The sequence below is a fragment of the Corynebacterium sp. CCM 9204 genome (assembly GCF_041357695.1).
Lineage (GTDB): Bacteria > Actinomycetota > Actinomycetes > Mycobacteriales > Mycobacteriaceae > Corynebacterium.
The window spans coordinates 101,758-114,926 of record NZ_JAUERX010000003.1 but is presented as its reverse complement, the minus strand read 5'-3'; the positions used below and the strand labels follow the sequence as shown (position 1 = coordinate 114,926).

The following is a 13,169-nucleotide window of genomic DNA, read 5'->3' as shown; positions in this document are numbered from 1 at the left end:
GGCACGGGACACGGAGTTTCCCGGTTACTTTCCTGAATCATCCGGGGACCGGCCACCCCGGTCCCCGGAATCCCGCTTCTCCCGCCACTCCAGCGCATCTCCCCGACGACTGAAGACGATGCCGAGGACACCCGCGACCGCCGTGAGGATCTGCAGACTACCGTCTACGAGGTAGAGTGCCGTCGGTACTGCGGTACCCGTCGGCGTCGCGGTGAACACCACGACGGCACGGATCACGAAGTAGACGCTGAAGAACACGAGCAGCGTCCGCAGCCACTTCCTGTCACTGTTCCTGGCGTAGGAGTAAACCGCGAAACCAAGAAACATCATCATCCCGATACCGAGCACCCCGGCCATGATGATAGCGACCGTGATCACCGCCTCGACGGGAACTCCGGCGGTCTGTCCGAAATCCACGTTGGCTTTCACCTCGGAGGGATCGATCAAACCAATCACCACGTTGAACACCTGGTGAATGATCTCGAAGAGCACCATCGCCCACCAGAGCTGAACGGCGAGTCTCACAGATTCCGGAATGGTGGTGGACGGTGTCTCCTGGGGCCGCCCGGTCTGCAGCGTCATACGGGTGTCCTGTCGTCGGGAACGTGGATCATGCGGATAAGTTCTTCATGCCCGTCCGGGCCATAACCTCCACGGTAGCGGCTGATGGAGGAGCCATCGGATCGGGGTGCGTGCCGCACCACTCCGGGATTCTATGCCTCATGCAGGCGACGGGCCGCGTCGACCGCGAAGTAGGTCAGGATCTGGTCCGCCCCCGCCCTCTTGATGGAGGTCAACGACTCCATCATCACCACGTCGGCATCGACCCAGCCGTTCGCGCCGGCAGCGGCGATCATCGCATACTCACCGGACACCTGATAGGCCGCGACCGGGACAGGAGAATTGTCCGCGACGGCACGCAGAACGTCGAGATAAGGCAGTGCAGGCTTCACCATGACGAAGTCGGCACCTTCTGCGACGTCGAGTTCTACCTCCAGGAGTGATTCCCGGAAGTTCGCGGGATCCTGCTGATAGGCTCGGCGGTCACCGTCGAGGGAAGAACCTACGGCCTCACGGAACGGGCCGAAGAAGGCGGACGCGTACTTCGCGGAGTACGCCATGATCGCCACGTCCCCGTGCCCCGCGTCATCGAGGGCTTCACGGATGGCCGCGACCTGGCCGTCCATCATCCCGGAGGGACTGACGATGTGCGCACCGGCCTCCGCCTGGGAGACGGCCATCTGCTGGTACAGCTCGACGGTGGCGTCATTGTCGACGATCATCCGCCCCGAGGGATCCTCGGTCAGAACACCGCAATGCCCATGATCGGTGAACTCGTCGAGACAGGTGTCCGCCATGACGAGAATCTCGTCGCCGAAACGTTCACGGACCGCCGCAACGCCGCGGTTCAGTACGCCGTGCGCACTCCACGCCGCGGAACCTGTGGCGTCCTTGTCACCGGGGAGCGGAACACCGAACAGGTCGATGCAGCGGATACCCGCAGCACGCGCCTGCTCCACCGCCGCGAGAAGAGAATCGGTGGTGTGCTGCACGACGCCAGGCATGGAACTGATCGGGTTGGGCTCGTCGATACCGTCCGCGATGAACATCGGCAGGATGAAATCCGCGGGCCGGAGCATGTTCTCGGAAACCAGCTCACGCATCGCCGGGGTGGTACGCAACCGGCGCGGTCGCCGAACAAGACTGCGGGAGCGCGCTGACGGGGAGAAAGCAGTCACTGGAAATAGACCTCTCGGAAGAATCGGGTGTCGGAAGAAGAACTCACTTAACGTCCTACTCCCCCGCCGACGGCCGTGCACGGCCCCGTGCGTGGAATCAGGACGTCGTCCGCCGCGCCCGACGCTTCTTGCGCGGCGGCGGGAGTTGCCCGGCTGCGCGCAGGGCAGCCACGTGCGCAGCGAGGGCATCAACGAGTTCAGCGACACCCGCGACCTCCGGCTGGACGTCGACCCTTAGCCCGAGTTCCGTCGCCGTCGCTGCAGCCATCGGACCGATACAGGCAATGATCGTCCGCTGATGCGGTTTACCTGCGATACCGACGAGATTACGCACAGTGGACGAGGAGGTGAAACAGACCGCATCGAACCCACCGGATTTGATCATCTCGCGGATCTCGGCGCTCGGAGGCGCCGCACGAACCGTGCGATACGCGACGATGTCATCAACCTCCCAGCCTAGGTCGACGAGTCCCTCAACGAGGGTTTCCGTCGCGATGTCCGCACGCGGCAGCAGCACCCGACCCACCGGGTCGAGATCAGAGTCGTAGTCGGGGAACACCTCAACCAGACCGGCCGCGTTCTGGTTGTTGACCCGCGGGGTGAGCTCCGGGGTGATCCCCAGGTCACGGATCGCAGCCGCCGTCTTGTGCCCGACCGCTGCGATTCGGATACCAGCGAAGGATCGGGCATCCAGGCCAAATTCAGTCATCTTCGACCACAGTGCCTTCACCGCATTCACCGAGGTGAGAATGATCCACTGGTAGCGCCCCTCAACGATGCCCTTGACGGCACGTTCCATCTGTGCGGGATTCCGTGGCGGCTCCACGGAGATCGTGGGTACTTCCTGCGGAATCGCCCCGTGTGTGGCGAGGCGGGTCGACATCGCGGCTGCCTGCTCCTTGGCACGCGGCACGAGAACACGCCACCCGTAGAGCGGTCGGTTCTCCCACCAGGAATACTTCGAGCGGTCATCCACGGAAGTACCGAGGGACACGACGAGCTGCCCTGGCAGTTCCGCATCCAACTTTCCCAGGGTGGATAGGGTCGTGTCGTGGGTACGCTGCAGCCGGGTTGTACCGTGCACCGTCACGGACACGGGTGTCTGCGCGGACATTCCACGTCCGAGAAGTTCGTCGGCGATCGTCGAAAGCTGCTCCCGGGTGGCCTGCAGCACGAGTGGCTGTGGAGCCGTCGCGAGCTGGCCCCAATCGACATCACCGCGGGTGATGTCCGTCTCAGTGTAGGTGGAACCCAGCGCAATTCCGGCGAAGGCCGGAACCGTGGAAGGAACGGACATCCCGGGCACAACCTGGAACTCCAGACCGGCTGCGGCAACCGCGTTAATCTCCGCCAGGACGGAATCACTGGTCAACGGGTTTCCCGCGACAAGCCGGATCACGTCGGAGCCGTCCGCAACTCCTTCCGCGAGAAGCTTCGCGATATCTTCCGGCCCGGCATCCGAGACCTCGGTGATCTCCGCTGCGGTCGGCGCGGGAGGCCGCGGCGGCTTACGGCGCGCACCGGCTTCTTTCGCTTCCGCACACTGGCGGGCGTACTCCTTCTCGGCGGCGTCGAGCTTCGCCTGCGGGACAGCCAATTCACTGGCAATGATCTCGAGAACACCACTGAGTATCCCTGAATCGGTCAACGCGATGGCTGTGTGACTGAGTACCTCACGGGCGCGGACGGTCAGCAGGTCGGGGTTTCCAGGACCAGCACCGACGAAGATGACGTTCCCCGTCGCGGGTTCCTGGGCCTCGGGGGCCGGTTGGGCCATGCTCATGTGTGTCTTTTCTTCAAGGCTTGGGTTCTCGGGCGCGGCCCGGTGGGACGCCGCACGTGACGGACAAAAATCTGGGTCCGGGTTCGGTGCCAGATGCCCCGGAGGGGCTACAGCACCCGGAGTACCCGGATCGGTCAGCCGACCGGGAGTGTTGAGCGCATACCAGGACAACGATAAAGCATCGGCGGCGGCGTTGAAAACCGGCGAGACTCTCAGGGGGAGCGCATACTACGGGGGGCACGGGCGGGAACCGAGTTCACGTCGAGTCTGGAGACCAGTTCCTCGGCATCCGCGACAACCACGACGATCCGCTGCACGGTCGGGTGATCCAGCAGAATCTCTATACCTGGTTCAGTACCGTGACAGACAGCGAAAGTCGAGGTGAATCCGGGGCTTCCCGGGGCTGCTGGCCCGGTGAGCGTTCCAGACCGGGTGACGCCGCTGATGGAGGTGCCCGACAATTGCGAACCGGCGTACCCCTCCACCGCGGCCGCAGCATTGTCCAGTGGACGTGCCGCGAGGATCGCGCGCCTGGGAACGGTGAGGTGACTGCGCCTGGCTGCGGCTTTCTCCCACCATTTCAAGTGCACGGTGAGCGCCGTATCGGTGAGTTCAAGGCGCACCATGGTCAGTGCTCCCGTTCTCCGGCGTCCGCCATGACGTCAGCGGCACCGCGGTCGAGGAGCTGTCGCGCCAGATCATCTCCGAGTTTGAGATGCTCAGCCACGTCCGCGACACCGGAGAGCACCAGCCTGGTCGACCCATCCAGGGCGAACACCCCGGCGGTGAGGGTGATACGGCCGTCCTCGATGGTGGCGTGACTGGCGACGGGAGCGGTACACCCCGCCTCCAGCTTCGAGAGGATGCGTCGTTCAGCCGCTGCACATGCCGACGCAGCCGGGTCGGAAAGCGTCTCGATGGTGGCGACCGCATCAGGGTCAGACTCCCGGCATTCCACCGCCAGTGCGCCCTGTGCAGGCGCCGGCAACAGGACATCCGGGGAAAAGACCTCGGTGGCCCGTTCACCCATTCCCGTGCGTTCCAGCCCCGCGTAGGCCAGAACCACAGCATCGAGACGCCCGTCAAAGACGTGCCCCATACGTGTGTCGATGTTTCCGCGAAGCGGCTGGATGTCCAGATCAGGGCGCAGGCCACGGAGTTGACTCACCCGCCGCGGAGCAGAGGTGCCTACGCGTGCCCCCTCGGGGAGCTCACTGAGTGTCAGACCGTCGCGAGCGATGAGTGCTTCCCGGGAATCCGCGCGAACGGGCACGATGAGCCGGAACCGGGGATCCGGAGCCGTGGGCAGATCCTTGAAGGAGTGCACCGCCAGATCACACTCTCCTGCCGCCATGGCGTCACGCAGCGCCTGGGTGAACACGCCGACCCCGATGCGTTCGACAGGAGCCTGCGAACGATCTCCCGGTGTGGAGATGATGGTCAGTTCGGCGTCAAAGCCCGCGGAGATGAGCGTATCGCGGATCGTTCCTGCCTGCGTGGTAGCCAACTGGGATCCACGGGTACCGATGCGGAAGGTCATGACTGCGGCTGCCTTTCTGCGGCGCGGGCCGGCGCCACCGGGTCGTGGGGCGTCTGCGGGGTAGAACGCCGTCGCTTCGAACTCTAGCGCCCTTCGACCGCCGGTGTAACGCCCGGGGTGTGGAGGAACCGGTCAGGCACCCGCGATGGTATCCGCGACGCTGGCGCGGATGGAAGTGATCGCGCTGATGTCCCCCACCGGCAGGTCTACCGCAGCGACCGCGACGGGACGCGCCGACTGCGGTGGGTTGAGGCCGAAGAGCTCCTGTAGCGCAGACTCGTAGGAGACGGTCCCGGAATGTGCTGCGAGTTCTTTCACTCGGACAGTCGGCTGGTGCAACAGTTTGTCCACGACGCGCCGAACGGTTCGGGCAACTTCCTCGCGGTCGGCGTCAGACATGGTAGGGGTCCGCTGCGCGAGGCGTTCCATCTCCGTCCCGACCAGATCAGAGGCATGTCGACGCAGGGCCGCGACCGCGGGGACGACATCACGAATCCGCTGCGCGGAAGAGTAGGATTCGAGTTCCTCCGACACGATCCGCATCGCCTGCGCATGACTGTCATCACCGCTGTCACGACGCGCCTCATACAACCGCCCGATGTTGACCAGACGAACACCGGGGAGCTCCGCGACCGCGTCATCAATGTCCCGGGGGAGGGAGAGGTCCACGAAAGTGAGCTCCCGCCCCACGGGCACGTCCCCCCGGGTGACCGTGAAAGTATCAGCTCCCGTGGCTGAGACGACGAGATCGACCTCAGACAAGGCTCTGGCACGCTCCCCGAAGTCTATCGCCCGGGCCGATACCCCCGCTTCGCGGGCGTGTTCGGAGAGCACATCGGCACGGCTCCGGGTTCGGTTCGCGAGGACGAGGCCGTCGACACCCAAACGCCCCAGATGGGTCGCCGCGAGTGACGCCATGACACCAGCACCGAGAACCATCGCGGTTGTTCCTTCGAGAGGTCGTTCGACACCCTCGAGCCCCATCTGCCGGATCGCCTCGGAGCAGGCGAAGGAAACCATGGACGCACCTGCGTCATCGATGTCTGTTTCGGTGTGCACACGTTTACCGGTGTGCAGCGCACACTGGGCCAGGGCGTGAAGGGTGGGGCCTGCGGTACCAAGTTCGCGGGCGTGCGAATAAGCGGTCCGCACCTGCCCGATAATCTGCTGTTCACCGACAACCATGGAGTCGAGCCCTGCCGTGACAACGAGCATGTGCTCGGCGGCGGCGTCAGCATAGCGGACGTAGAGGGAACGACGCAGAACCGCCATGTCCACCCCGGACATGGCGTGAAGCACCTCCACCACATCATTGACCCCGGTGTGGAAACTGTTGGTGACACAGTAGATCTCGACCCGGTTGCAGGTCGAGACGATCATCGCCTCCGAGAGCGACGCTCGCCGGATCAGGGCCCGTGACGCCTCCTCACGAACCGCGTCATTCATGCTGACCTTCTCGAGGACAGCCACAGGGGCCGACCGGTGCGACATGCCGACCACGAGGACGCTCATGCTGTAGACCTCACCGCTTTCACTGCTTCATCATCACTGGTGGATCAACCTGACTAAATTAGCCATCAATCAAAAGGTTGACCCCGCGGTACACCCCGCGCCATCTTCGCTCAAAAGTAACCTGCCGCCCGATTTCCTACAACAAAGCCTGCGCTAACTCGTCATCGTCCACTTCCCAGCAAGCGAACTCTTCACCGTCTATGAGCACGACAGGAACCCGGTCACCGTACTCCATCGCCAGTTCAGGGTCGGTATCGACATCCCGCAGGTAAAGCACCCCCCCTGCTGCCCCCACGACAGGCCTGATTTGTGTCGCCACACGCACACATGACCCGCATCCCTCACGGACCATCAGCTCCACAATATGCTCGCCCATTTCCGCCTCCATCCGAATCCCGGCACCGGCGCCCGATCTCGTCCCGCACCCGGCACGGTCGCCGGGTGCCCTACGATTGGAGACGTTACTGCACGCTCCACTGACGAAAAGGCACCTGACGCGCGTGAGCACTCCCATTCCAGATGACAGTATCCCGGGCAGCCCCGAGGACTTCCTCGCGAGCTGGTCCGCATCCCGAGGTAACCTCCGCAGGTTCCTGGAGGAGACCGCTTTACCCCCCATCGACGAGTCCACCCAGCGGGCCGCAGGTGAGGCCGCTGCAGCCGCAGCCATCGCGCAAATCTTTGATCTCGATCTGGAGGACTTCACCTCCGGCATCGCCTCGGTGTCCGGGGCCTTCGAAGCCGCCGGGTCCAAACACGTCAACACACCTGATCCCGCGATCCAGCAGGACATAGGTGCCGCCGCTTTTTTCGACGTCGACAACACCCTCATCCAGGGTGCTTCCATCCTCGTTTTCGCACTCGGTCTGGCCCGGAAGCGTTACTTCAGGGTCAGCGAGGTCCTACCCGTCATCTGGAAGCAGGTGAAATTCCGTGTCACCGGTTCCGAGAACGCCGAGGACGTGGCGGAAGGGCGGCAGCAGGCACTCGAGTTCATCAGGGGACGGGAGGTGTCGGAACTGGTGGAACTGTGCGAGGAGATCGTGGACACCCACATGTCCGAGAAGATCTGGCCCGGAACCCGGGAGCTCGCCGAAACCCACCTAGCGGCCGGGCACCAGGTGTGGCTGGTATCCGCCACCCCCGTGCAGTTGGCGCAGATCCTCGCCCGTCGTTACGGATTCACCGGCGCACTCGGTACCGTCGCTGAAGTGAAGGACGGAAAATTCACGGGCCGGCTCGTCGGCGACATCCTCCACGGCCCCGGTAAACGCCACGCCGTCGCGGCCTTGGCCGCCGTCGAGGGGCTGGACCTGGAGCGCTGCGCCGCATATTCGGACAGTATCAACGACGTCCCGATGCTGTCGATGGTGGGAACCGCCGTCGCCATCAACCCGGATTCAGATCTCCGCAAGGAAGCACGATCCCGGGGCTGGGAGATCCGTGACTACCGCAGTCTGCGCAAGGCGGTGCGCACATTCGGCCTTCCTGCTCTCTTCGGGGCAGGTTTTACCGTCGCCGGCTGGAAATGGGCCAAGCGCCGCTAGGAACCGACCGTCACACCAGCTCCGGAACAACCATCGGCCCACCAGTCACCGGGTCTGGAACGATACGTGCCTTGAGTCCGAACACGTCACGGAGCATCTCCGGACTCATCACCTCTCCCGGTGTCCCCCTCGCCGCGATCTTCCCTTCCCCCATCACCAACAGGTGGTCGGCGTAACGTACAGCGAGGTTCAGGTCATGCAGAACCATGACAATAGTCTTGCCCGCTTCGTCGCACAGGCTACGCACGAGAGAGAGCACATCGATACTGTGTGCGAGATCCAGGTAGGTGGTCGGCTCATCAAGCAGGAGCGTCGGGGTGTCCTGCGCCAGAGTCATCGCGATCCATACCCGCTGCCGCTGTCCACCGGAAAGCTGATCTAGGGTCCGCTCCGCGAGATCCCGGACGCCGGTGATCTCCAGTGCACGACCGACCTCCGCCTCATCCCGCGTGGACCACTGACTCCACCACGACTGGTGCGGATGCCTACCCCTCGCGACAAGCTGCGCCACCGTGAGCCCGTCGGGTGCCGTCGGAGCCTGCGGCAGCAGAGCCAGCAATCGTGCCCGTTCTCGACGTGGTACGCAGCCAAGATCCCGATCATCGAGCAAGACCGATCCACCGTATGGCAGGAGCGTCGAGAAACACGAGAGAAGTGTCGATTTACCGCAACCGTTCGGGCCGATCAAGGCGGTGATCCGCCCCGCTGGGATGTCGGTGTCGATGCCGTGCAGGATCTCCGTGTTCCCGTAGCCCGCGGTCAGCCCACGGACCCGGAGTCGGGGTTCGCTGGTGGTAGGCATCAGTGTCCTTTCCGGTTGAGGGAGATGATCATCCAGAGCAGTACCGGGGCACCGGCGAGGGCCGTCACAATCCCGACCGGGACTTCCCAGGGAAGCAATGCCCGGGCGGCGAGATCCGCGGCCGCGACCGTTACCGCTCCGGTCAACGCGGACAACAGGAGGGGCGGGGTCGGTGAGCCGGCTGCGATTCGGGCGATCTGGGGGGTCACAAAGGCGACGAAGCCGATCGGTCCCGCAGCACTGACCGCCACCGCCGCGAGCACCACCGCTGTCACCAACTGCGCCGCCTGCGCCACCGTGACATGGTGCCCTAGTGTGTGCGTCGTCGCCGGTCCCAGCGCAAGCGCCCCGAGAACGAAGGCGAGCCACCCCGCAGCGAGAACCGCGACCAGCAGAACCACCGTGGGTGCCCAAGCATGGGCGAAGTCACGGCCATTGAGTGAGCCAGTGAGCCAGAGCTGCGCGGCCGCCGCACGTTCTAGGGTGGTGCGTGCGATGATCCAGGTGTTCAGTGCGCCCAGAAACATCGACACGGCGACACCGATCAGCACGAGGCTCAACATGTTGTTCCGCTCACGACCTACCAGGAACCACACCAGAACAGCGGTACCGAGCGCCCCGATGACTGCAGTGAACGTCATTCCGATAGAACCGAGCAGCAGGCTTGTCCCGTGACCGAGGGCACCTCCGGTACCGGCAAAAGCGATGACACTCACAGCGGCGAAGCTCGCCCCGTGGGTCACTCCGAGAATGTCGGGACTGGCGAGCGGATTACGGGCCAGAGTCTGAGTGAGCGCCCCGGAAAAACCGAGACATGCGCCGACGAGCAGGGCGACAACCGCCCGCCCCAGGCGCAGATCCCAGACGATGGTGCGCTCGATCTCCGTTCCACGGCCAAGAAGGATCCGCCAGACCTCAGCAGGATCCAGAGGATAACTTCCCAGTCCGAGTCCCACGGTGAACACGGTTGTTCCGAGGACGAGGAGGAGCGCACCGATGAGAAGCGGACGTAACCGCCAGACGACGGATATCCGCCCGATGCGCACTGCTCTAATACCGGTCACAGCCCCACCACCGTCCGCCTCCGGACCAGGAGGATGAACACGGGCACTCCAACCAGCGCAAGGACGATTCCCATGGCCATCTCGTCGGGTCTGGCCATGACGCGGCCAGCCATGTCCGCCCAGAGCGTCAGTATGCCTCCCGCCATCGCCGAGCCCGGGATGATCTTCCGGTAATCAGGTCCAGCCAGGGTACGCATGATGTGTGGTGCGGCGAGACCGACGAAGGACAACGGACCCGCCGCCGCCGTCGCCGCGCCACCAAGGAGAGCCACAGTCGCGAGGCCCAGAATCCGGACCCGGGTGACCGGCAGACCGAGGCTCGCCGCCGTCGTCGTGCCCAGAGCGAGGAGGTTCAGTCCCGGCGCCTGACCGAGCGCAAGTATGAGTCCCACACAGATCACCGGAGCTGTGGCGGTGACCACGTCCATCCGGCGTCCGGCGAGTGATCCTGTCGCCCAGAGCCGCATCTGGTCCAACACCAAATCACTGGACAACACCATGAGATGCACATACGCCATGAGCAACGCACTGACAGCGACTCCCGCGAGAATGACGGTGACCGGGTTCGCGGCCGTCGGTCCACCGGAGGAAAGCAGGAAGATGAGGATCGTGACGGCCGCACATCCCGCCATCGCAGGATAAACGTAGCCGGAGGCGGTCGTCGCAACGCCTGCCCCGATCACGGTGACCACCGCAGCGGCGGCCCCTGCGTTGATGCCCAGGACACCCGGGTCCGCGAGAGGGTTCCTCGTGTGCCCCTGGATGACGGCCCCCGCTGCCCCGAGTGCTGCACCACACAATACCGCGAGGATCGTACGCGGCAGTCGGTATGTTCCGATCAGCACGGTGAGTTCATCGACGTCCCCCGGTAACACCGTTGCATCCAGGAGATAGTTCAGCGCATCCGGCACCCTGTGCAGTGCCTCGCCGATGGAGTTCACGCGTGAACCTACTGTGAGGCTCATCATCGTACTCCCTAGCAAAACGCCGATGAGCAGGAAGATCACCAGCACGAACCGCCCGCTACCGGGGTGATCCTGGTGAGCGGGCGGAACGTGGGTTGTCGTTGAGGAGTGCATACCGGAGATCAGGAGGCGAAGAGCTCCCGGATGTGCTCGACCATATCGGTGGCCGAGAAGTAGTCCAGCCGGAAGGTGTCAGCACCGAGAGCGTAGACCCGCTCATTCTGGACGGCAGCGGTATTTGCGAGCGCTGGATCCGCGAGAACCTTGGGAACGAGTTGTTCTGCAGCAGCGGCCAGCAAGACGGTCTCACCGTTCATGGCCACCGGGAGATTCTCACCGGAAACCTTCACGATGTCGCTGCGCTTTCCCTTGGACTCGTTGCCCTTGACCGAATCGGGGATCGGGGCAATCTCGAAGCCGAGGGACGCCAGAAGCCGGTTCTGCGCAGCTTCATCAGTAAATACGTTCGCGCCCTTGCCGTCCGGCAGGTAGACCATCGTATTGACGGGCTGCTCAGGCAGGGTGATGGCGTCGGCAACCTCCGAAACGAGGGCATCGAAGTCACTGAGAGCCTTGTCCGCTTCCTTCTCACGTCCGGTGATCTCGCCGAGCTGACGGGTGACGTCCTCCCAGGTTTTGTCACCGTAATCGATCACCACGGTGGGCACCACCGGGGAAAGCTGCTCCACGAGATCGACCGCTGAGTCACGGCCTGTGGCGGCCACGAGGATCAGGTCGGGCTTCTCCGCGAGAATCGCTTCGAGATCGGGTTCCTTGGTGTACAGCGGCTTCACACCACGCTCATCCGCGACATCAGCCCACTGCTTGAAGAACCCCTGACTATCGGAGAAGGGGGTGTCCGGCTGACCAGCTCCGGAGGCGACGACGGGTGCGTCGATCGCCAGGAGACTTCCGGTCAGGGTGACGGAGGTGGAGACAATGCGCTCGGGTTCGGCAGGGATCACGACCTCCCCGTTCACGGCATTGACGGTGCGGGGCCACGCTTCTTCCGTGGCACCCTGAGACATCGAGGTATCCGAAGTGGAATCCTCGGTTTTCCCGGATTCATCCACCGATGAATTGCAGGCGGCGAGCCCCAGAGCGAGTACCACTGTCGTGGCCCCGACTTGGAGGATCCGCCGAAGGCGATGGGGGCGGCGCAGGTGCGTCATTGTCATGTGTCCGGACTCCAGTCCACTCGGTTTCCCTCTCCGAGGAGGGCTTTGACATACGACCGCAACCTTACCCTCCTCTGGCTCATTGCGTTAGGCTGGGCAACCCTTTGAACACCTCCATGCAGTCGGAAGACCTCCGGAATAAAGACACAAAAAACAGGCCCCGACCCCCGATATCACGGGGATGGAGCCTGTCATCCTGGCCTGAGCCTACTTGCCGAGTTTCCTACGCTGAACGCGGGTGCGGCGGAGCATCTTGCGGTGCTTCTTCTTCGACATGCGCTTACGGCGCTTCTTGATCACAGAACCCATGGGGTTTCCTCGCTTTTGCTCGTAGATGTATGTACATACCCTGCCCACTGTCTTCGGCGTGCGGTCACGGGGACCGAGTGCACTTTCAGCCCACCGGACACCACCGAAACAATTGGAACGACCGTATCGACCGGGGACTCCGGCGATACCACCGCCATCATCGTCAGATCGTGATCGACCAGCTTCATAACGGCGGTCGCCGAAAACGTTCGCAGGCACGAATACCCCCATCATACCGGCGCCGCCGGTCAGCACAAAAAAATCCGGCCGCAGCAGCCCGGATAACCGAGACCACTGCGGCCGGAACACCCTCAGGATGAGAGCGGTGACAGCAACCCCTCAACCCACGTTGTAGTAGGAGGAATCGAGATAGTCGTTGACTGCCTTTTCATGGACGCGGAACGAACGCCCAACCCGGACCGCCGGCAGTTCACCGGAGTGGACCAGGCGATAAACCGTCATCTTGGAAACGCGCATGATCTCCGCGACCTCGGCAACGGTCAAAAAGGTTCCGTTTTCTTCATGTGCCATATTCTTTCAACCCTTCAGCCCGTGGCGCGCTGCGGGCTTCCCCTCCCGCAGATCGGTCACGCACGTGCCTCGATAAGCCTACCGTGAAACATGTGACTGTTGCGACATGAGTGGTCGGGGGCCCCATCCGTGTCCCACCTCGCACAGGGATAGACGCCGTCACTAACAGCAAGATCCCTCGGTATCGGTGCCAATAATT

Annotated in this window: 14 protein-coding genes; 1 reads left to right on the top strand and 13 read right to left on the bottom strand. The window is 63.6% G+C overall.

All coding sequences use genetic code 11. The features are described 5' to 3' along the window. Nucleotides 1-24: 24 nt before the first annotated feature. From QWU43_RS06960 to QWU43_RS06930, 7 genes are all read right to left on the bottom strand, one after another. Nucleotides 25-582, bottom strand: a complete 558-nt coding sequence (locus tag QWU43_RS06960; protein ID WP_370914610.1) for a hypothetical protein — start codon at nucleotides 580-582, stop codon at nucleotides 25-27. A gap of 131 nt (nucleotides 583-713) precedes the next feature. Further along, a complete protein-coding gene (gene hemB, locus QWU43_RS06955) occupies nucleotides 714-1,739 on the bottom strand; it encodes a porphobilinogen synthase (protein ID WP_370914611.1) in 1,026 nt (341 codons plus the stop codon). Between the two features lie 97 nt (nucleotides 1,740-1,836). Next, nucleotides 1,837-3,522, bottom strand: a complete 1,686-nt coding sequence (locus QWU43_RS06950) for a uroporphyrinogen-III synthase (RefSeq protein ID WP_370914612.1) — start codon at nucleotides 3,520-3,522, stop codon at nucleotides 1,837-1,839. A gap of 212 nt (nucleotides 3,523-3,734) precedes the next feature. Further along, nucleotides 3,735-4,148, bottom strand: a complete 414-nt coding sequence (locus QWU43_RS06945; RefSeq protein ID WP_370917466.1) for a hypothetical protein — start codon at nucleotides 4,146-4,148, stop codon at nucleotides 3,735-3,737. A 2-nt stretch (nucleotides 4,149-4,150) separates the two neighbouring features. Beyond that, nucleotides 4,151-5,062, bottom strand: a complete 912-nt coding sequence (gene hemC / locus QWU43_RS06940; RefSeq protein WP_370917465.1) for a hydroxymethylbilane synthase — start codon at nucleotides 5,060-5,062, stop codon at nucleotides 4,151-4,153. Nucleotides 5,063-5,194: 132 nt separating this feature from the next. Then, nucleotides 5,195-6,574: a glutamyl-tRNA reductase gene (locus QWU43_RS06935; protein ID WP_370917464.1), complete on the bottom strand. Its 1,380-nt coding sequence runs from the start codon at nucleotides 6,572-6,574 to the stop codon at nucleotides 5,195-5,197. 136 nt (nucleotides 6,575-6,710) lie between these two features. Then, nucleotides 6,711-6,950 carry a glutaredoxin family protein gene (locus QWU43_RS06930; RefSeq protein ID WP_370914616.1) on the bottom strand — a complete coding sequence of 80 codons (240 nt, stop codon included), beginning with the start codon at nucleotides 6,948-6,950 and terminating at the stop codon, nucleotides 6,711-6,713. Nucleotides 6,951-7,074: 124 nt separating this feature from the next. On the opposite strand from QWU43_RS06930, the gene QWU43_RS06925 reads away from it, so the two are divergent. Continuing rightward, nucleotides 7,075-8,121 (top strand): HAD-IB family hydrolase, encoded by a 1,047-nt coding sequence (locus QWU43_RS06925; RefSeq protein WP_370914617.1) that lies wholly within the window; start codon nucleotides 7,075-7,077, stop codon nucleotides 8,119-8,121. 10 nt (nucleotides 8,122-8,131) lie between these two features. Here QWU43_RS06925 and QWU43_RS06920 read toward each other — a convergent pair whose 3' ends face one another. The 6 genes from QWU43_RS06920 to QWU43_RS06895 form a co-directional block, all read right to left on the bottom strand. Further along, on the bottom strand, nucleotides 8,132-8,923 hold the full coding sequence (locus QWU43_RS06920; RefSeq protein ID WP_370914618.1) for an ABC transporter ATP-binding protein: 792 nt from the start codon (nucleotides 8,921-8,923) through the stop codon (nucleotides 8,132-8,134). After that, nucleotides 8,923-9,987 carry a FecCD family ABC transporter permease gene (locus QWU43_RS06915; RefSeq protein WP_370914619.1) on the bottom strand — a complete coding sequence of 355 codons (1,065 nt, stop codon included), beginning with the start codon at nucleotides 9,985-9,987 and terminating at the stop codon, nucleotides 8,923-8,925. Before QWU43_RS06915 ends, QWU43_RS06920 begins: the two co-directional genes overlap by 1 nt. Next, on the bottom strand, nucleotides 9,984-10,952 hold the full coding sequence (locus QWU43_RS06910; protein ID WP_370914620.1) for a FecCD family ABC transporter permease: 969 nt from the start codon (nucleotides 10,950-10,952) through the stop codon (nucleotides 9,984-9,986). Before QWU43_RS06910 ends, QWU43_RS06915 begins: the two co-directional genes overlap by 4 nt. Nucleotides 10,953-11,074: 122 nt before the next feature. Beyond that, on the bottom strand, nucleotides 11,075-12,130 hold the full coding sequence (gene fepB, locus QWU43_RS06905) for a Fe2+-enterobactin ABC transporter substrate-binding protein (protein WP_370917463.1): 1,056 nt from the start codon (nucleotides 12,128-12,130) through the stop codon (nucleotides 11,075-11,077). Between the two features lie 207 nt (nucleotides 12,131-12,337). Next, a complete protein-coding gene (locus tag QWU43_RS06900) occupies nucleotides 12,338-12,439 on the bottom strand; it encodes a 30S ribosomal protein bS22 (protein WP_003855542.1) in 102 nt (33 codons plus the stop codon). Between the two features lie 339 nt (nucleotides 12,440-12,778). Next, the gene (locus tag QWU43_RS06895) at nucleotides 12,779-12,970 is read right to left on the bottom strand and encodes a helix-turn-helix domain-containing protein (protein WP_198735018.1); all 192 of its coding nucleotides are present in this window, start codon (nucleotides 12,968-12,970) and stop codon (nucleotides 12,779-12,781) included. Nucleotides 12,971-13,169: the final 199 nt, after the last annotated feature.

What these genes read in the sequence shown, in the direction of transcription:
- QWU43_RS06960 (WP_370914610.1), bottom strand. Translation starts at nt 582, where the DNA reads ATGACGCTGCAGACCGGGCGGCCCCAGGAGACACCGTCCACCACCATT.
- QWU43_RS06950 (WP_370914612.1), bottom strand. Translation starts at nt 3,522, where the DNA reads ATGAGCATGGCCCAACCGGCCCCCGAGGCCCAGGAACCCGCGACGGGG.
- QWU43_RS06945 (WP_370917466.1), bottom strand. Translation starts at nt 4,148, where the DNA reads ATGGTGCGCCTTGAACTCACCGATACGGCGCTCACCGTGCACTTGAAA.
- hemC (WP_370917465.1), bottom strand. Translation starts at nt 5,062, where the DNA reads ATGACCTTCCGCATCGGTACCCGTGGATCCCAGTTGGCTACCACGCAG.
- QWU43_RS06935 (WP_370917464.1), bottom strand. Translation starts at nt 6,574, where the DNA reads ATGAGCGTCCTCGTGGTCGGCATGTCGCACCGGTCGGCCCCTGTGGCT.
- QWU43_RS06930 (WP_370914616.1), bottom strand. Translation starts at nt 6,950, where the DNA reads ATGGGCGAGCATATTGTGGAGCTGATGGTCCGTGAGGGATGCGGGTCA.
- QWU43_RS06920 (WP_370914618.1), bottom strand. Translation starts at nt 8,923, where the DNA reads ATGCCTACCACCAGCGAACCCCGACTCCGGGTCCGTGGGCTGACCGCG.
- QWU43_RS06910 (WP_370914620.1), bottom strand. Translation starts at nt 10,952, where the DNA reads ATGAGCCTCACAGTAGGTTCACGCGTGAACTCCATCGGCGAGGCACTG.
- fepB (WP_370917463.1), bottom strand. Translation starts at nt 12,130, where the DNA reads ATGACAATGACGCACCTGCGCCGCCCCCATCGCCTTCGGCGGATCCTC.
- QWU43_RS06900 (WP_003855542.1), bottom strand. Translation starts at nt 12,439, where the DNA reads ATGGGTTCTGTGATCAAGAAGCGCCGTAAGCGCATGTCGAAGAAGAAG.
- QWU43_RS06895 (WP_198735018.1), bottom strand. Translation starts at nt 12,970, where the DNA reads ATGGCACATGAAGAAAACGGAACCTTTTTGACCGTTGCCGAGGTCGCG.